Below are 18,023 nucleotides of genomic sequence, written 5' to 3'. Positions count from 1 at the left end.
GTCGTGTACGAGGCACCTCCAGGTGTGTATCAGGGACCTCTGGTTGTGTACGCACAAGATCCGGTTGCATATGGCCGCGGATATGAGGGCGAGTATTGGGGCCGTCGGCAATGGCACGACAACAGGGGGCACAAGGGTTGGAGACATCGCCAGGATGATGACGACTAATGTCTGATACGCGGCAAACCGCCTGAGCATTCGCTAGCTTGTTCCTTTGATGTCCCGGAATCTATCCGAGTTGCGGCAACGCTGAAAATCTCACTGAGTGGCGGCTTTATGGCGGGGAATTGCCGTTGGGGTGTCCGCGCAGGCATGTGCTGCAATGGCTGTTCATGGACGGTAGTACGCATTCGTTGAACTCGGCAGCGGTCATTCGCCTCGAATTGCCAGCGAGCGGCCGGTGAGCAGCGGTGAGCGGGCATATCGGAGTCGACGCGTGACAGTCGGCTTTGGCCGGCAACGCGCCGGCCGAGACGCCACGCGGCTGGCCGTTCTGGTTTGCAACCGGCCATATCCTTCGCACTGAGTCGAATGTCTCTTCAGGGTCCGTGAAGCGCCTATCCGTCACGCCCCCCGATTGAAGAAGCTTGTCGAGGGCAAGCCAGTGGATCGTTCAAACCGCGGATTGTATGATTGCGCTCATTGCATCGAGGCGTCGCCGCCCAAAGACGTTCGCATGGTGTGCGCCGCGAGTCAGACCGGTGTGCACGGAGCCGCCACCGCCAGCAGGCACCTTGTCTGAGCCCCAGCGTCGTTCCAGGCTAATAGCCGGATGCGACACTCCCAGCGAACTGTTTTGCCGGCACTGGAGGGACCCATGTTCGACAAGGCGCTGCGTTTCGAGGGCGGCCCGGACTGGCATCACTTCCACGTCTATACCGACAGCCCGCTGATTGCATTTCTGCTCGTCGCCGCCCTGCTGCTCACGATTCTGCTCGCGAGCGCGATCTGCTACTACGTGACGCGCTGGATCGTGCAGATCATCGTCGGCCGCCTTGCACGCCAGCCGCAGCGCAAGTGGCTGCGTGCCGCCGAGTCCCACAAGGTGTTCGACCGGCTCGCGCCGCTCGTGCCAGCCTTGATCCTCTATGCGTCCGCGCCCCTGCTCACCGGACTCACGTTCCCGCTGATCGCAGCGCTTGGCCATCCACTGGCGGTGCTCGCGGCATGCTACATGGTGTACACGCTGCTGCGCGCTGCGCTCGCATTCCTCAACAGTGTCGGTGAGCGCTACAGTCACTTCCCCTCGGCAAGCGAGAGGCCGATCAAAAGCTTTTTGCAGACCGCAACCATCGCGCTCTACGTAGTCGCGCTGATCGCCGGGATCTCGGTAGTGCTGGAACGCTCCCCGGCGTACTTTCTCACCGGCCTCAGCGCGATGACGGCGCTTCTGATCATCATTTTCCGCGACTCGCTGCTCGGTTTCGTGGCCAGCATCCAGCTCACCGTCTACGACATGGTGCGGGTGGGGGACTGGATCGAAGTGCCAGGCTTCGTCGCAGACGGCACTGTGATCGACATTGCACTGAACACGATCAAGGTCCAGAACTTTGACAACTCGATCGTGATGCTGCCGACCTACGTCCTGCTCACGAACAGTATGAAGAACTGGCGAGGAATGACTGAGTCGGGCGCTCGACGCGTCAAGCATGCGATACATTTCGATGCCGAGACCGTCCGCTATCCGGACGACGCACTGCTCGTTCAACTCCGCAACGATGTTGACAGGCCGCTAGCGGCAGTCGCGCCCGGGGACTCCCGGCGTCGCACGAATCTCGGTCTGTACCGGCTCTATCTCAATGCGTACTTTCGCGATCATGAAGCGGTCCGCCAGGACATGCCGATCGTCATCCGCCAGGTGCAGTCGACCCAGCCTGTCGTCGCGCTCGAGATATTTCTCTATGTCGACGAGACACGCTGGGAACCGTACGAAAACCTGCAATCGGACATGCTCGATCACGCTTACGGCCAAATACCGTTGTTCGGGCTGCGCTGCTGGCAGGAACAAAGGCCGTCGGCGCGGTAGTTGTGATCTGCCCCTGGAGAGCAATCTCCGTACACCAAGCAGCGGGCTTCGGCCCATTTTCTTCGGCACAGAGAAGTCCTGCCACTTTCGCCCACTCCGCTTTCCCAGTTGGGGTCTTGGCCACCGCGGCGACACGGAACACGTCATCCAGCCCTGGCATAGCCGCCTGCGTGACCGACAAGAGACTAATACGCCGACTGATACTCGGAGTGCAGCGCGACTTCAAGGCACGATTGCCTCTTCATTCCGCAAACGGCAGAGCTTCCCGAACGTACTGCATATAGCGTTAGCAAACGCTCGGGGCTGGGTGAAAACGCAGGTGGGACCCGGCAATTTGAATAAACTCTCTTTTTGCTCGTCCTGTAATTTAGTGCTGCTTTGCAACGAGCAAGGCGATTTTCCGATCCAGACAGTGTGCGGCTCTTTGGCCGGCTCGCGGAACAGCGAACAAACCATTTATTTTGGCGTTCGTCGTCCAGCACCGGTACTTGGCGGCCAGAAAACATCTGCCAGATTGAGTAGGGAAAATTGGCAAATCCAAAGATCGCCCAGATCTTCTCGGCGTAGACAAACATCGTGACCGATTCTGTAAGAAGTAGGCAATGCTTCCTGTGTGCGACGCCACACATTCGACAGCACATCGTGTCTCAGCGCCCAATTCGCGTCAGCTATCTTTTTCATACCAAAAGGGCGAACATGACACGGCGTAAGATCGCGCACGCGTCATTGCGCCTGCGTCCGGGCGCGAGCCCCGCGTCGCGCGTTGATGGACCTGGATAAGAGGAGACCGAATTGAATCCGGTTCACAGCGTCGATCAGCTCTACGTCATTTCCGATCTCCATCTCGGCGGCACGCCGGGCTTCCAGATCTTCGGCTCCGCGGGCGAACTCGCGTGGCTGATCAACGACCTTGCCCTACGCGATCCCGAACAGGAGATCGCGCTCGTCATCAACGGCGACTTCATCGATTTTCTGGCCGAACCGAACGCCACCTACTTCGACCCGGATGGTGCCGTCGCGAAGCTCGAGCGGATCGCGTTGCAGGATCCCACCTTCAAGCCCGTGTTCGATGCGTTTCCGGCTTTTCTCAAGCAGGACAGGCGTCGTCTGATCGTCAACCTCGGCAATCACGATCTGGAGCTCGCGCTGCCCTGGGTGCGCGAGCGCCTCGCGCAGATCCTGACGAAGGACGCGCCCTCTTCGAGTGGCGCGCATGCGCGCCTGCATTTCGTGTTCGACGGTTCGGGCGTGCGGTGCGACGTCGGCGGACGCTCCGTGCTATGCGTGCACGGCAACGAGGTGGACCGGTGGAATCCGGCCGACTTCGAGAAGATCAGGCAGATCGGCCGCGATAAGCAGTTGAGCCGCCCCGTCGATCCATGGATTCCCAACGCCGGCTCGCGCATGGTGATCGACGTGATGAATCCGATCAAGCGCAAGTATCCATTCGTCGATCTGCTCAAGCCTGAAACGGACGGTGTGGTGCCGACGCTCGCCGCCTGCGCACCCGAAGCCATGCGCAACTTCAACAGCGCGATCCGGCTCGCCAACGTGGGGTTCGCGCGTGCGTGGGCTGGCATCTACAAGCCTGGCGGCATGCTGGGGGCCGAGGAGCTGGCGGCCGGGGATCCGCTGCAGCCCACGCCCATGCCCGGCGGTCTGCTCACTCCGGTGGAGCTGCCCGCTTCGCGCCAGGAGCGCGACGGGCGCGCGATGCTTGCCGCGGCCGATGCACTGGTCCGCCAGGGCGTCAATCCGCTCGAGTTCGTCGCGAACGAGCAGGGCAAGCGGCTCGACATGGTGACCGCGCTGGTCAAGTGGTCGCGCGACGCGCCGACGAGCGAAGTGCTGCGCGAGGCGCTCGAGAAGCTGGACAAGGATCGTAGCTTCGACATTTCCGCGCGTGACGAAACCGCCACGCTGCTCGACAAGGAGATCGGCCCGGAGATCGACATCATCGTCGCGGGGCATACCCATCTCGCGCGCGCCCTACACCGCCAGAACGGCAAGGGGCGATACTTCAATAGCGGGACCTGGGCGCGGCTGATCCGCGTCGATCCGAAGACGCGGACCGATTCAAACGCCTTTGCGGAATTTTTCGACGTGCTCAACGGCGGCGACATGTCGACGCTCGACGGCTTTCGCTCCGGATCGCTGGTCGTGCGCCTCTGCACGGTCGTGGCCATATGGAAGAAGGACGATGGCGGGGCGAAAGCCGAGCTGCGTCAGGTGGTCAACAACGCGACAAGCGGGTTCACACTCGTTGCCACGGCCAACAGCCTGCTGGATGACTGACGATGCGCAAGATCACACTCGAACTGCTCCGTCAGGGCCCCTCGCACAACCAGCTGCTGTCGCCGCTCACGGCCTATATCGCACTGTGCGAAAACCATAGCGCGGTGACGCTCCATGTTCCGTTCGAGCACAACCAGATGCTCTACCGGCTGCGCGCGCTCAGCTATCAGCTCGGACCGGAGGCGCGGGAGTTTCAGCTCGGCGACACCGCGCTGGTGCTGGGCAAGCTGCTCGGCGAGATTCCCGGCCTGACCGCCGACCTCAACCGCCGCGGCGCCGACGCCGCGACGGGCGATGAGCCGGTCACGCATCTGCGGCTGATCCTGTCCGCCTCCGAGCTCGCGCTCCTGCCCTTCGAACTCGCGACCGCGCCCAGCGGCTTTCCCGGCGAAGGCCAGCCGCTTGTCCTGCAGACGCAGCAGCCCATCTGCGTCACACGCGAGACGCGGCGCGTGCCCGAGGAATTCATCCGCTGGCCGAGCAAGCCGCGCGTGCTGTTCGCCTATGCGTCCCCGCCCACCTTCGAGGACGTGCCGGCCGCGGCGCATCTGCTTGCGCTGCGCGAGGCGCTCGCGCCGTGGCTCGCGCTATCGGACGACCTCGACGACGACGAGCGGCTCGAGATCATCGGAGAACGGCTGTCCGTGCTCCCCGACGCGACGGTCGAGAGTCTGGAGCGCGCATGCGCATCCAGCGACTACACGCATATACACATCCTCGCGCACGGCGTCGATCTGCCTGGCGGGTACGACCAGCGGTACGGCATCGCGCTGATCTCGCACACCGATCCGAAGGGCTATGAGGTCGTCTCCGGTGCGCGGCTCGCGAGCATCCTGCGCACGCCACGCCGCGACAAGGCTGGCAAGTTCGTGCGGCCCGCCGTCGTGACGCTTGCGAGCTGCAACGGCGGTAACGTCGGCGGCGTGACGGGTGTCGGGGCGAGCGTCGGGCATGCGCTGCACGAGGCAGGCATTCCGCTCGTGATCGCGAGCCAGTATCCGTTGTCGTTCGGCGGCTCGGTGATGCTGGTGCAGGATCTCTATCAGGGCCTGCTCTGGGGCGAGGACCCGCGCAAGCTGCTGGTGGGCCTGCGCAGGCGGCTGCATTCCTGCTTCAAGGACCAGCACGACTGGGCGAGCATCGTCGCGTATGCATCCCTGCCCCCCAATTTCGATGATCAATTGGCCAACGCGTGCATTCAGCAAGCCATGAGCAGCATCAATATTGCGTTGCGTGCGTCGGATCGCGTGATGGTGGCCTTTTCCGACCGGGAGTCCAGCTCCACTGGGCGTCATCAGATGCTCGCCGACGATAAGCGGCAGGAGATGCTCCGGCACGTGCAGAGAAAGGTCGCCTACGCGAAGGAACGGCTCGAAGCGGCGAATGAAGCGTATCCAGCGCAGAGGGCACGGATCCTCGCGCAACTCGCGAGCACCGAGAAGCGCGAAGCACAGATGCTCTACCACTCGCGCAGATCCACTAGCCGCACGACGAAAAAAGGCGGCAACGAAGTGCTGGACAAGCTGGAGCGCGCGCGAACCTGGTATTGGCAAGCCTATCTGCTGAACCGGTCGCACCCTTGGGAACTGGTGCAATACGTGTCGCTCACGTTGTTCCTGCGCACTTCGGGCCGCCTCTCGCCTTCGGATTGGGGTGAGGCCAAGGTCAAGCCCTTGTGGTTCACGGCGGACTCGCAATCGAGGAACGACGCCGAGAACGGTTCCGCCTGCGACCGCGCCTGGGCCTACGGCAATATCGCGGAGTTGAGCCTGATCGAACCCTGGCTGAAAGATGTTCCACTCCCTCCTGAGCAGGGGACGATTGACAAAGCGATCAAGGCTTGCCGCAGCGTGGTCGAGCTGGCGGGCCCCTCATCGTTTCACGTGTTCTCCACCCGGCGACAGATCCTTCGCTATCTGGAATGGTTCGGCCCCATGGTGGGCCCCCACTGGTTCGGGCTGCAAGAACTCGCGGAACAGATGCTCGATGTGATGCCAGTGTGCGAAGAGCCCGAATGGAACTATTGAGCACAGCGCGCCCCGGCCGCCTTTCGACGCCCATCGCCAAGGACCTCCAAGGTGACTGACAACTTTTCGACGCAGCGTGTCTTTCTCTTCAGCGGGCACATGATCGACCATCCCGACCGCCCGCAGCCGCGTTTCCCACCCGAACGGGAAGGCGCGGTGACGAACGACGTCGCCGCGGCGCTCGACGATCTCCAGGCTGGCAGCGCCGACCTCGCCATCTGCGGCGGTGCATGCGGCGGCGATCTGATCTTTGCGGAACTCATGCTTGCGCGCGGCGCGCATCTCGATCTCTATCTGCCCTTCGAGCCGCAGGTGTTCGTGAAGGACTCGGTCGACTTTGCGAACTCGCACTGGCCCGCGCGCTTCGAGGCCGTGCGGGCGCACGCGTTTGCCCGCACTTTCGTGCTGCCCGAACCACGGACCGAGGTGGAGCGTCAGGCGTCCCCTTACGAGCGCAACAACCTGTGGATGCTCGAGCGCGCGCTGGGATACGGGGCGCAGAAGGTTCATTTCATTTGCGTCTGGAACGGCGAGGCGGGCGACGGGCCAGGCGGAACCGGCCATATGTACGAAGCCGTCGAGGCGGCCGGCGGCGCTGCCGGGCGGCCCATCCATCCGCTCCGATCGAAATAGCGAGGCAACCATGCTGAAACCCATTTGCTTCGCGATCATGCCCTACGGGCGCAAGCGGACCCAGGCGGACACCGCGCACGCTCCGGGGGAGATCGACTTCAACGCCTTGTGGGACCTCGCCTATGTGCCTGCCATCGAGGCGCTGGGCTACGCGCCCGTGCGCGCGGATCAGGACACCGGCTCGATGATCGTCACGCAGATGCTCGAACGCATCTTCTACGCGGACCTCGTGATCGCGGACATGACCATCCCTAATGGCAACGTCTACTACGAGATCGGCATCCGCCACGCGGCCACGCGGACCGGCTGCGTGCTGCTCGCGGCCGAGTGGTCACAACCGCTATTCGACGTGGCGCAGATGCGCACGGTCCGCTATCCGCTCTCGAACGGCAATATCGACAAGGACACCGCGCAGCGCATCCAGGAATGCATCGTGCCGGGCATCCGCGCGCTCGCGAATGGCGAATCGCCGATGTTCACCGCGGTCAGCGGCTTCCCGGATAAGCCGGAACCGGCCCTCGCATCCACGATGAAGCTGCAGATGATGGACCTGGCAGTGTTCCAGTCCGCCGTGCGCAACGTGCGCCAGCTGCCCAGGGAAGAGCGCATGGAGGCGGCGCAGGAACTCGTGAAGAAGCACGGGGTGCCGCCGTTGATGGCGAGTGTCGTATTCGCGTTGCTGCTGCTGTTGCGCGACTCGATGAACGAAAAGGCCGATTGGAGCAAGCTGCTCGACTTCATCGACCAGTTGCCGCAGGAATACCGCGAAAAGCCCGAGGTACTAGCTCAGCGCGCGTTCGCCGTTTCGCAGACGGGCGACGTAGAGGCCGCGATCGACCAGCTCGAGGGCCTGGTGGCGATAGCCGGGCCGTCGGCTGAACGTTTCGGCTTGCTGGGAGGCCGGTACAAACGGCAGTACAAAGAGGCCGGCGATCCGAAAAGGAAGTCGAGATTGCGCGACAAGGCTATCGACTACTACGAACGGGGCATGGATCTCGACTTCAACGAGTACTACTGCTCGTCGAATCTTCCGCGTCTGTACCGCGAGCGCAATGGCGACGGCGACTTGAAGCTGGCGCAAACCGCGGCGGTGCTCGCGAACGCCGCTTGCGAGCGCGCATTCAAGCGTGGCGTCACGGACGAATGGCTAAGGCCGACGTGGCTGGCTCTTGCCTTCGACGAAGGCAACGCGGATCTCGCCGAGGACCTCGCGAAAAAAGTGGCCAGCGAAGATGTGGCGAGCTGGAAGATCGTGAGTGTGCTGGCCGATCTGCGCGTGAGCCTTCGGCTGGTTGAGGACGAGGCTCGACGCGCGCGGCTTCGCGCGGTGGCCGACTGGCTGGCCGCGCAATCGGGTTTGGAAAACGACGCAACATAGAACGTTCGAACATGCAGTCGTGGCGGAGGTTACCGTGGCAGAAGATCAAGATAGTGTTCCTGAGTTCTTCGATGTGTTCATCTCGTATCGTCACCGCGACAAGGACAAAGCCCAGCAACTCGCAACGACGATTCGCGGCTACGGTTTCACACCGTTCCTCGACACGGATTTTGCCGAGCTCGCCGACACGGGCAACGTGACGCGCAAAAAGGTCGAGATCCTTTGCAACAGAATATCGCGCGCAACCTGTTTGCTCCTGTTGTATCCAACGCCGAAACAACCTACCGGGAATCCTGCCGGTTCTGCATCCGCACATGGTGTCGGAGTCTGGACGCCGTGGGAGCTGGGATTTTTCGACGGAAACGTTTCGTCCCGGATCGGCGTTTATCTACCCGATGGCAAGCCCGATGGATTCGACGCCAAGGAGTACTTCAATGGTAGCGAGTACCTGCAGATCTACCCGACCTTGAGCGACTCCGATCTCAAAGACTTTCTGGATAGCAATGCTTTGCGGGAGCGACGCATCGACAACGTGTCGGGCGCATTCGTGTGGCTGCAGAATCTCGCCGAGGAGTGGGTCGCGAATCCAGTCAACGTCAGTCTCGGCATTGCCGAGTGGTATGCCGATCATGCGGATCGATTCTGGCGGGCCCAAGGTGTCGACGTGTGGGCCGACTATTTCGCGGGCGTGAAAGTGCAACTGGACGATTTGCGGGTGTCCTGGAGTCCTCAGTTTCGCTCTCCTGTCTTCGATTCGATGCGCAAGGTGATGTCTTCAGACGAACACGCGACAGAGAATGGTGGAGACCATCCTGCGATCACCCTGGCGCCTGCATTTGGCAACGCCGGGAGACCCCTCGGCGATGGCACGAATCGCGAACTGCCGTTCATGGATATCGAGGCCATCCTCAAGGCATTCAATGCAAATAGGCATTAGAGAGAAAATCATTCGGCGAACAGATCCGGGCCGAACACCTCGTAGTGAATCTTCGACTCGTGGATATCCATGCTTTTCAGTGCGTCGTGCTGCAGCCGCATGAAAGGAACAGGACCGCAGATGTAGTAGTCGGCGTCGGGCAACAGAATCTCGCCGCGCAGCTTGCTGAGGTCGATGAAGCCCTTGGTGTCGTAGTCGCGGCCCTGCACGTCGGTATCGAGCGGCGCGTCGTAGAACACGATCGCGCGGAAATTCGGCTGGGTGGCGGCGGTCTGCTGCAAACGATCGCGCATCGCGTGCACCGCGCAGTTGCGCGCACCATGAATGAACACCACGCGCCGCTGCGGGTCCTGAATCGCGCGCTTCAGCATGCTAACCATCGGCGTCAGACCGACGCCGCCGCTGATCAGCACGATCGGCGTCTTCGCATGGACATCGATGTAGAACGTGCCGTACGGTGCCGCCAGTTTCACCTCGTCGCCGACGTTCACGTGATCGTGCAGCAGTGACGACACATAGCCCGGCGGCCGCCCGGCCTCGCCGCTCTCGCGCTTGACCGAGATCCGATAGCTATGGCCGTTCGGCACGTCGGACAAGCTGTATTGCCGGATCTGCTGCAGGCCGAGCGCGGGCACATCGACGGCAATGCCGATGTACTGGCCGGGCTCGAAGTTGGCGACCGGCTGTCCGTCCTTCGGTTCGAGAATGAACGACGTGATGACGCTGCTCTCGGGCCGCTTCTCCTTGACGACGAACGCGCGCCATCCGGTCCAGCCGCCAAGCTGCGCCGCGCGCGTTTCACGCAACTCGGACTCCATGCCCATCAGCACGTCCGCGAGATTGCCGTATGCCTGCGCCCACGCGGAGATGATGTCGTCGGTCGCGGCGTCGCCGAGCACGTCCTTGATCGCACCAAGCAGATGCTCGCCGACGATCGGATAGTGCTCCGCTTTCACGTCGAGGCTCGCGTGCTTGTTGGCGATATTGCGCAGCACCGCGGCGAGACTGCCCGGATCCTCGATGTTCTCGGCGTACGCGTACACGGTGCGGGCGAGCGCTTCCTGCTGCTGGCCCTGCTCCTGGTGCGCCATGTTGAACACGTTCTTCAGTTCGGGATGCGCGTCGAAGAGGCGCCTATAAAAGCGTGCAATGATCGTATAGCCATGCGCGGCCAGAACCGGGGCCGTGGCCTTTACGATGTCCTTGGTTTTCTGCGTCAGCATTTCCTTCCTCCTGCATCGGAACGACCGGTTGCCGCGCTCGTGCGCGTGGTCAGCGCTGGCGCTTTCTCCTGTCACGCTTACCGCTTCTAACCAAGCCTTCGACCATGCTCCTCCAACCGATGCTGGCTGTCCATAAGCTGAAGGCGATGGAGACGCACGTGCCAACGCGCGGCGCGACATGTCCAACATCGGTCATCCGATTGCACACGAAGGCGGGCCAGCGAGGAGCGTGACGCGCGGCGACACGCACTGGGAGCGTTGCCATCACGGTGACGGCAAATGTCATCACGAGTGTTTCAATCGAGAGTACCCGAGTGCTGGCGCGATGACCGCGCCGCCTGTTGCTTTTTTGATCCAGGTCAGAACTTGACGGGCCAACCGACGACGGCGCAAGCTTGATCGAACGCGCTGTCATCACGACGTCACAACAACGGCCGAGCGTAGCAGCAATCGGGCGCGTTGAATCAGCGAATATGGGGTTTGCAGACCGCCGTGCGAGTGCCGACAGGGCTGCCCACAATGCGGCTGTTTCGGACAGTTCATCAAGCCCATACGACTCACTACGAGCTGCGAAACATCACGCGAATACGCTGAGCTGTACAGCCCCGTCGACCGAGCGACGCGGCATCAAGTTGCCAAACAAAAAATCGGAGAGAGAATCTGTGAAAGCCGTGCGCAACCATAACGACGTCGTAAAGGAATTGACGCACATCGGAACGCTGCTCCAGTGCCTCGAACAATCCGTTCAACGCGACTGCGTCGACTGGCTGGGCACGGTATTTGCGACGCCGACTTTCTGGCGCGCGCGCATCGAGGCCAATGCCGAATTGCCGCCGGTAGCGCCCCGGCCGGACGTGATCATCGCGCACCGGCACGATTAGTCACTCACGCGACGAAGGAAAAGATGATGCGGACCTACGAATACCACGGGTTCACGATCGAGGTGACGGTCGAGACGGATTTCACGTTGCGCCCCGCCGGGCGCGCGGCGGTACGCACGCGCTACACGGCGGTGGTTCATGTCTATCAGGCGGGTAATGCGGTCGCGACGTTCTCCCCGCTGCGCTTCGACGCTGCGGGCGGCCGGCGGTTCGACACCGAAGCCGACGCGTTGATGGCCGGGTACAGCGCGGCGCGCCGAATCGTCGACGACCTGTTCGCCCACGCGGCGGATGCCGCGGACTCCGCGTTGAACGCCATCAAGAGCAGCAAAGAACTCCGCTAGAGGGCGCCGGCAATGGGTCGATCGATCCGCGAGCACCCTTCCCGGCGGGTTCGATGCCTCAGTCAGTACCTCACGTTTTCACGCGCCAATGCAGTCCACGCAATCAATCAGTGGAACGAAATGACAAGGCATCTGCCCGATCCGCGCAGCCCGACAAACGGGTCCAGCTAGAAACTCATCGCGAATCCGAACGACACGCCGTGCACATTGCGACCGAACACATATCGCACCATCGCGCGCGTGCGGGTGACGATGACGGGATACCTGCCGCTGTCGAGTTCGAGGCCGACTCCCAGCGACGTGAGGTCGTTGAAACCCAGCACCCCGGCACTGTCGCCAAAATAGTGCGAGTAAGCGGCTTCGAGTACATAGCGGACCGGCCGGTCCAGCGCGTGCCAGCCGGTGGGCGCGCGCCAGCGCGTCCATAGGCTGAGTTGCTGGGCCGTCGCCGAGCCCTGCACGGCCTCCGAAGTACTGCCGAAACTGCGCAGGTAAATATCGGTCGCCCGCAATTCGGCGTCGATTTCATAGTTCTCGCGGTAGTGCTCGTAGTCGAGCATCAGAGAGCCGCCATAGCCGTACGCGTTCAGCGAGCCGTTCTCGAGAAACTGCAGGTTGCTGTCCGTGACACGATTGAAGATCGTCTGCCCCACCTTCAGGTCACTCGACACACGCCCAATCGTACCGTTCAGGATCGGACGGAATGCCAGTTCGTCCGTGATGCGGAAATCCCACCCCAGGCCGACCGTGCCACTAAAGGTGTTCCACTTCGTCGGCACCGCACGCTGCTGGGCGCCATCCGTGGCGACGAAGGTCGGGTCGTAGCGGCTATAGGCGAGCGTGCCCTCCATGTACAACGGAAACGACCTGCTGAGCGTGAAGCCCCCGCCAAATTGCGTCTGCCCGAAACTCGGATTACCCGTCGCGCCGTTATTGACCGACAGGTTGCTGGTCGTGACGTCGGGGACCGTCGTGTAGCTCATGATCGCCAGCACGGCGTCTGCGTGCTGCTTCACATTGCCGCCAATCACGGTATTGCTCGACAATTGCCCCGGCGTGACCTGTGCGTGCGAAGGGCCGGAAAGCAGGCTCAGCAGCAGAGCGGCGCACGCCCCTGATGCGCGATGCGAGCAATGCTTGCGAAGTGCAGGCATAGTCAAACAACCTCGCCATTTGTCGACGAGCTTGCAGGCTGACTTGCGGGCTCACACACGGCGTATCCAACGAGCATGACGCACTCCTGTCAGTCGGCTGATGGTGTTCGTCTTCCGCGAAGTCGCCTTCCCGTTGCAAAAGCGCGTGCGCGCAACTGAAACGACTCCGGACGGGCGTTGCGCCGCTCACAGCACCTGGAAGGTCTGCGCTAGTATCGTAAGAAATACCCGAACTGAACTGGTACAGCAATACGGGCATATCTTCAGTCGCTTGCCTTGCGCTCGGGCAACGGACACCACCGCGACAAACGGAATCTCGCAGCAGCCCCCCTTACTCACGGAGCCTCGTTATGTCCACCCATTCGGTCCCGAATGACAAACCCGTCAAGATCCCCGGCCCGGACCATCCGATCACGATCGAGCAGCACCACGCGCGCGTGATCGTCATGGCAGGCGGCCACGTGATCGCCGATACGCACGACGCATTGACGCTGCGCGAAGCCCGCTATCCGGCCGTGCTCTACATCCCGCGCCAGGACGTCGACATGGCCCGGCTCGAACGCACGGCGCACGCCACTTACTGTCCGTACAAGGGCGACTGCGCCTACTACTCGATTCCGTCGGCGGGCGAGCGCGGCACCAACGCGGTGTGGACCTACGAGCACCCTTACGACGGCGTCGCGCCGATCCGCGAGCACCTCGCGTTCTATCCCGACCGGGTGGATGCCATCACGCAGGAGCCGGCCGCTCACTAGGCGAACGCGCCCGCGTCCGCAGTCGCGTCAATTCCCCGGTAGCGGTGCGCGCTCGGCGCTCGCCGCCTGCAACGCCGCCAGCACCGTCGATACCGCCGCGCTGTGCGGCTCGACGCTCAGCACGCCGATGCGTTGCACCGCGCTCGACAGCTTCAGCGGCAGCTGCTTCAACTCGTCGTTCAGGTCCGTCTCACCGCGCCGCAGCGGCGTCGACACGAACAGGCACGGCACGCGGCGCGCGACCGCGCAATTGGTCAGATGCGACGTCGACTCCATCAGCACCCGCGGCGTGGCGACACCGGCGGTTGCGAACTCGACCTCGAGCGCGGTGCGCATCGGCGAACCGATCGACGGCATGATCCACGGATAGGTAGCCGCGTCGCGCCAGGTGAGGCGACTGCGCCGATGCAGCGGATGGTCCTTCGGCGCGACGATGACGATCTCCTGGCTATACAGCTCGGTGACGGTGAAGCCCGCGGTCAGCGCGGCGGGCTCCAGCCGGCACACGAGCATGTCGAGTTCGCGCCGCTGCAACAGCGGCAGCAGATAGTCGAGCGTGTTTTCCGTGTAGTTGATCTGCTGCGTGGGCGCGACTCTCGCCAGATGCTCGATCACACCAGGCAACAGACGCATCGATATGTACGGCAGCATGCCGACCTTCAGCGGCAGACTCGTGCCGCGCTTCAACGCATCGAACGCGGGCTGCACCGTGCGCAGATCGGTCAGGATTCGGGCGACGCATTCGAGCATCGCGTCGCCGTACGCGGTCGTCGCGACGCGCCGCGACGTGCGCTCGAACAACGGCAGACCCAGCGTGTCCTCGAGTTCGCGCAGCCATTTCGACAACGCCGGCTGCGTGATCGACGCCTGTTCGGCCGTGCGCGCGAAGCTGCGATAGCGACCGAGCCAGTCGAGCGTTTCCAGATCGCGGATCCGCAGCTTGCGCAGCACCTGCGGCAATTGTTCGATGCGGCCGCGCTCCGCGCTGGGCGGCGCGACTAGCGGAGGCGGCACGGCCGGTGGTTTCGGGGCGGGCATCGGCGTCCTTTTAATCATTACCGTACGGTTATGGATCGACCATCATCTTTCATCGAATCGTACCCCATCCTGCTACACAATGAATCACGCTTCCGTCTGCGTGCGGTTGCGGATAACAGACAAAGCTTGCGGAGACGATGGAATGAACGATCGGAAGACAATCGACGCCAACGCGTCGAACCTGCCCATGAACGACGGCAGACGGCATTTCCTCAAAGTGGCGAGTGCGGGCGCGGCGATCGCGGCGACCGGCATCGCGCGAGCGGCGCAGACGACGGCGCCGGACGGCGCGCAGAACGCATCGAGCGCTGCGAGCAGCTCGCGAATCGAACCCAAAAGCGCCCCTGAAAGCGCTCCCTCCGGCTACAACATTCTGTTCATCCTGACCGACCAGGAACGCTATTTCGACAAGTGGCCGTTTCCGGTGCCCGGCCGCGAAGCGCTGCGCCGCGACGGCATCACGTTCACGAAGCATCAGATCGCGTCGTGCGTGTGTTCGCCATCGCGATCGGTGATCTACACCGGTCAGCACACGCAGCACACCGGCGCGCTCGACAACGCCGGCGTGCCGTGGCAGACCGACATGTCGACCGATATCCGCACGATCGGACACATGATGCGCGACGCCGGCTACTACGCCGCGTATCTCGGCAAATGGCACCTGAGCGGCAGCCTGCACGAAACGAACAGCCCCTACAGCGCGCCGGTTTCCGACTACCACAAGAAGATCCAGGACTACGGTTTCGACGACTACTTCGGCGTCGGCGACCTGATCGGCGAAGTGCGCGGCGGCTACAACTACGACGGCATCACGACCGAGTCGGCGGTCAGCTGGATGCGCTCGCGCGCGCCGCAACTCGCGAAGGACAACAAGCCGTGGTTCCTCGCGGTCAACCTCGTGAATCCTCACGACGTGATGTTCGTCAACACCGATCCGCCCGGCTCGGCGTTGCAGCGCGCAAACACGATGATCATCGGCAACGCGCCGCCGCCCGACGACGCGTTGTATCAGCAGGACTGGAATCACGTGCCGCTCGCCGCGTCGCGCCGCCAGCCCTACGACGAGCCGGGCCGTCCGCCCGCGCACGGCATGTACAACGACGCACACGTGCATCTGGTGGGGCGCTTTCCGTTTACCGATGAACGCGTGCGCGTCTATCAGAACAATTACTTCAACTGCATTCGCGATTGCGATACGCACGTCGTGCGGCTGATGCAGACGCTGCAAACGCTCGGCCTCGACGAGAGGACGATCGTCGTGATGACCGCCGACCACGGCGATCACGCCGGCGCGCACCAACTCGTCGACAAGGGCGCAACGACGTATGCTCAGCAGAATCACGTGCCGCTCGTGATCCGGCATCCGGCCTATCCCGGCGGCAAGCGCTGCGATGCACTCACTTCGCATGTCGACATCACGCCGACGCTGCTCGGGCTGACCGGCCTCGACGCCGGGCGCTTGCAGACGATCGGCGGCGCCGCGCTGAAGGGCCACGACCTGACGCAACTGCTCGGCAAACCCGAGCAGGCCCGCGTCGACGCGGTCCGCTCGACGGCGCTGTTCAACTACGCGATGCTGCTCTATTACGACAGCGAGTGGATGATCAAGGAGTTCAAGACGCTGCACGAGAAAGGAATGCCCGAAGAGGAAATCCGTCGCCGCGCGCTGGCGCAGCAACCCGACTTCAGGCTGCGCGGCACGATTCGCAGCGTGTTCGATGGACGCTATCGCTTCAGCCGCTACTTCTCGCCGCTCGAATTCAACCGCCCGACGACGCTCGAAGCGCTGTTCGACAAGAACGACGTCGAGGTCTACGATCTCGCGAACGATCCGGGCGAGATGCACAACCTTGCCGTCGATCGCAAACGCAACGGCGAATTGCTGCTTGCGCTGAACGCGAGGCTCAATGAAACGATGGATCGCGAAGTCGGAGAAGATCGTCCCGACGTGATGCCGATTCGCGACGGCAAAGTGCAGATACAGCTCAGAGAGTCGATCTGAGCGCGCCGTGGCCGCGCCGCGCGGGTTGCCTTCTCTTTGCAGTCGGCATTCAATCCGCGCTACAGAGGTGAATCAACATGGCTGAAAAAGTTACATCGACGGAATCCGCGATGACGCTGGCCGCGCTTCAGGCGATGACGGCGAACTGCGCAGGCTCGTTCAGCGTCGGTGGCGCGCTCGTCGACGACAACGGCAACGTGCTGAACAAGATGTCGAACCGGGTCATCCAGAACGGCCGCACCAACGATCCGACCGCGCACGGCGAGCGGCAGCTGGTCGACTGGTACTACGCGAACAAGGATGCGTTGGGCCTGCCGCCGCCGGAGCAGGTGACGGTGGTGACGTCGCTCGATCCGTGCTGCATGTGCGCCGGCGCGATCCTGACCGCGGGCTTCAAGGTCGCGGTCGGCGCGCTGGATACCTACGCCGGCATCAACTACGACAAGAAGTTCACATTTCCGTCGCTGCGGGGCTCCACGCGCACCCAGGCCATCAACACGTTCGCCTACCCCGAGGTGGAAGACGGCGGCTGCTTCAATCGCGCGCGGCAGGGTTCGCTGAACATTCCTCCGTTGCCGGATGGCAGCAAGCTCGACGGCAAAACCGTCGCGCTCTGCGGCAGCATCTTCGCCGCGACGCTCAGCCAGATCAGGGACAAGATCAACGACGATCTGCCGCACGATCAACTGCTCGACATCGGCACCTTACCGCCGGCGAGCCCGATCATTCAGGAACTCAACACGCATTACGGCCAAGCGCTGCAATACCGGGCGGCGAAGGCGTTCGTGCCGGATGCGGGGCTCGCGCCGTTCCTGAAGGAAGGGGTGGCCGAGGACCTGAAGAACGGCGGCACGGGGCACGCGGTCGCGATGCTCGACAACCGGGGCTATCTGCTGCTATGTCTGCCGGGCGCCGAGGGGCTGTCGAAAATCCGGCGCGCCTTTCTCGAAGTCACGCGCAGCTATGCGCAGCTTCGCAGCAAGCTGCTCAGCCAGAACGTTCCGGACGTGCTCAAGTATCTGGGTCATCCGAAATACTGCACGTTCGTGATGGCACTCGGCCCTGACAGCGAATCGCAAGGCTTGCTCGAACTCGGCGCATACGGTTCGACGATGGAAGGTCCGCTGACCCAGGAGAATCCATCACCTTTGCAATACGTGAAGCCCGGCATGCCGCAACACGATCTCGATGAGTTTTGCACGACGCTGCCGCCGCTCTATAGTCAAACGATCAAGGTCCGGCCCGTGCAGGTGACGGATCAAGCGTTGATTCACTCATTGGGATGACACCTGGCGGTATTTGACTACCGAGCAGCGAAGCGGCACGGGTT

The 18,023-nt window shown here is 62.7% G+C and carries 14 protein-coding genes; 11 read left to right on the top strand and 3 right to left on the bottom strand.

What is annotated here, in order from left to right; genetic code table 11:
* Positions 1 to 817: 817 nt before the first annotated feature.
* The 6 genes from EVC45_RS14410 to EVC45_RS14385 all read left to right on the top strand — a co-directional run bounded on the left by EVC45_RS14410 (position 818) and on the right by EVC45_RS14385 (position 9,296).
* Entirely contained in the window at positions 818 to 2,026 is a 1,209-nt protein-coding gene (locus EVC45_RS14410) for a mechanosensitive ion channel family protein (RefSeq protein ID WP_129958650.1), read from the top strand.
* 792 nt (positions 2,027 to 2,818) lie between these two features.
* On the top strand, positions 2,819 to 4,321 hold the full coding sequence (locus EVC45_RS14405) for a metallophosphoesterase (protein WP_129958649.1): 1,503 nt from the start codon (positions 2,819 to 2,821) through the stop codon (positions 4,319 to 4,321).
* Between the two features lie 2 nt (positions 4,322 to 4,323).
* Positions 4,324 to 6,348 (top strand): CHAT domain-containing protein, encoded by a 2,025-nt coding sequence (locus EVC45_RS14400; protein WP_129958648.1) that lies wholly within the window; start codon positions 4,324 to 4,326, stop codon positions 6,346 to 6,348.
* A 99-nt stretch (positions 6,349 to 6,447) separates the two neighbouring features.
* Positions 6,448 to 6,981, top strand: coding sequence for a hypothetical protein (locus EVC45_RS14395; RefSeq protein WP_129958647.1), 534 nt, complete (start codon positions 6,448 to 6,450; stop codon positions 6,979 to 6,981).
* Between the two features lie 10 nt (positions 6,982 to 6,991).
* Positions 6,992 to 8,359 carry a TRAFs-binding domain-containing protein gene (locus tag EVC45_RS14390; RefSeq protein ID WP_129958646.1) on the top strand — a complete coding sequence of 456 codons (1,368 nt, stop codon included), beginning with the start codon at positions 6,992 to 6,994 and terminating at the stop codon, positions 8,357 to 8,359.
* 34 nt (positions 8,360 to 8,393) lie between these two features.
* Positions 8,394 to 9,296 (top strand): toll/interleukin-1 receptor domain-containing protein, encoded by a 903-nt coding sequence (locus EVC45_RS14385; RefSeq protein WP_129958645.1) that lies wholly within the window; start codon positions 8,394 to 8,396, stop codon positions 9,294 to 9,296.
* 8 nt (positions 9,297 to 9,304) lie between these two features.
* On the opposite strand, the gene hmpA is transcribed toward EVC45_RS14385, so the two are convergent.
* Positions 9,305 to 10,519 carry an NO-inducible flavohemoprotein gene (hmpA, locus tag EVC45_RS14380; RefSeq protein ID WP_129958644.1) on the bottom strand — a complete coding sequence of 405 codons (1,215 nt, stop codon included), beginning with the start codon at positions 10,517 to 10,519 and terminating at the stop codon, positions 9,305 to 9,307.
* A 395-nt stretch (positions 10,520 to 10,914) separates the two neighbouring features.
* Between hmpA and EVC45_RS46685 the strand changes: the two genes are divergently transcribed.
* Positions 10,915 to 11,400 carry a hypothetical protein gene (locus tag EVC45_RS46685; protein ID WP_248295132.1) on the top strand — a complete coding sequence of 162 codons (486 nt, stop codon included), beginning with the start codon at positions 10,915 to 10,917 and terminating at the stop codon, positions 11,398 to 11,400.
* A gap of 23 nt (positions 11,401 to 11,423) precedes the next feature.
* Entirely contained in the window at positions 11,424 to 11,744 is a 321-nt protein-coding gene (locus EVC45_RS14370) for a hypothetical protein (protein WP_248295131.1), read from the top strand.
* A gap of 167 nt (positions 11,745 to 11,911) precedes the next feature.
* Here EVC45_RS14370 and EVC45_RS14365 read toward each other — a convergent pair whose 3' ends face one another.
* On the bottom strand, positions 11,912 to 12,898 hold the full coding sequence (locus tag EVC45_RS14365; RefSeq protein WP_129958747.1) for a hypothetical protein: 987 nt from the start codon (positions 12,896 to 12,898) through the stop codon (positions 11,912 to 11,914).
* A gap of 350 nt (positions 12,899 to 13,248) precedes the next feature.
* Between EVC45_RS14365 and EVC45_RS14360 the strand changes: the two genes are divergently transcribed.
* The gene (locus EVC45_RS14360) at positions 13,249 to 13,653 is read left to right on the top strand and encodes a DUF427 domain-containing protein (protein WP_129958643.1); all 405 of its coding nucleotides are present in this window, start codon (positions 13,249 to 13,251) and stop codon (positions 13,651 to 13,653) included.
* 27 nt (positions 13,654 to 13,680) lie between these two features.
* Here EVC45_RS14360 and EVC45_RS14355 read toward each other — a convergent pair whose 3' ends face one another.
* Entirely contained in the window at positions 13,681 to 14,691 is a 1,011-nt protein-coding gene (locus tag EVC45_RS14355; RefSeq protein WP_168991479.1) for a LysR substrate-binding domain-containing protein, read from the bottom strand.
* Positions 14,692 to 14,833: 142 nt separating this feature from the next.
* Here EVC45_RS14355 and EVC45_RS14350 point away from each other — a divergent pair, with 142 nt between their 5' ends.
* Both EVC45_RS14350 and EVC45_RS14345 read left to right on the top strand, forming a co-directional pair.
* A complete protein-coding gene (locus EVC45_RS14350) occupies positions 14,834 to 16,693 on the top strand; it encodes a sulfatase-like hydrolase/transferase (RefSeq protein WP_248295130.1) in 1,860 nt (619 codons plus the stop codon).
* A gap of 77 nt (positions 16,694 to 16,770) precedes the next feature.
* Positions 16,771 to 17,979: a nucleoside deaminase gene (locus EVC45_RS14345; RefSeq protein WP_129958641.1), complete on the top strand. Its 1,209-nt coding sequence runs from the start codon at positions 16,771 to 16,773 to the stop codon at positions 17,977 to 17,979.
* Positions 17,980 to 18,023: the final 44 nt, after the last annotated feature.

Source organism: Paraburkholderia sp. UYCP14C, assembly GCF_004197395.1.
Classification (GTDB): domain Bacteria; phylum Pseudomonadota; class Gammaproteobacteria; order Burkholderiales; family Burkholderiaceae; genus Paraburkholderia.
Note: the sequence above shows the minus strand (reverse complement) of the source record. Positions and strands in the feature narration are given on the sequence as shown.

Coding starts and splice junctions, on each gene's coding strand:
- EVC45_RS14410 (WP_129958650.1), top strand. CDS start 818: ATGTTCGACAAGGCGCTGCGTTTCGAGGGCGGCCCGGACTGGCATCAC.
- EVC45_RS14400 (WP_129958648.1), top strand. CDS start 4,324: ATGCGCAAGATCACACTCGAACTGCTCCGTCAGGGCCCCTCGCACAAC.
- EVC45_RS14395 (WP_129958647.1), top strand. CDS start 6,448: ATGATCGACCATCCCGACCGCCCGCAGCCGCGTTTCCCACCCGAACGG.
- EVC45_RS14390 (WP_129958646.1), top strand. CDS start 6,992: ATGCTGAAACCCATTTGCTTCGCGATCATGCCCTACGGGCGCAAGCGG.
- hmpA (WP_129958644.1), bottom strand. CDS start 10,519: ATGCTGACGCAGAAAACCAAGGACATCGTAAAGGCCACGGCCCCGGTT.
- EVC45_RS14370 (WP_248295131.1), top strand. CDS start 11,424: ATGATGCGGACCTACGAATACCACGGGTTCACGATCGAGGTGACGGTC.
- EVC45_RS14365 (WP_129958747.1), bottom strand. CDS start 12,898: ATGCCTGCACTTCGCAAGCATTGCTCGCATCGCGCATCAGGGGCGTGC.
- EVC45_RS14360 (WP_129958643.1), top strand. CDS start 13,249: ATGTCCACCCATTCGGTCCCGAATGACAAACCCGTCAAGATCCCCGGC.
- EVC45_RS14355 (WP_168991479.1), bottom strand. CDS start 14,691: ATGCCCGCCCCGAAACCACCGGCCGTGCCGCCTCCGCTAGTCGCGCCG.
- EVC45_RS14350 (WP_248295130.1), top strand. CDS start 14,834: ATGAACGATCGGAAGACAATCGACGCCAACGCGTCGAACCTGCCCATG.
- EVC45_RS14345 (WP_129958641.1), top strand. CDS start 16,771: ATGGCTGAAAAAGTTACATCGACGGAATCCGCGATGACGCTGGCCGCG.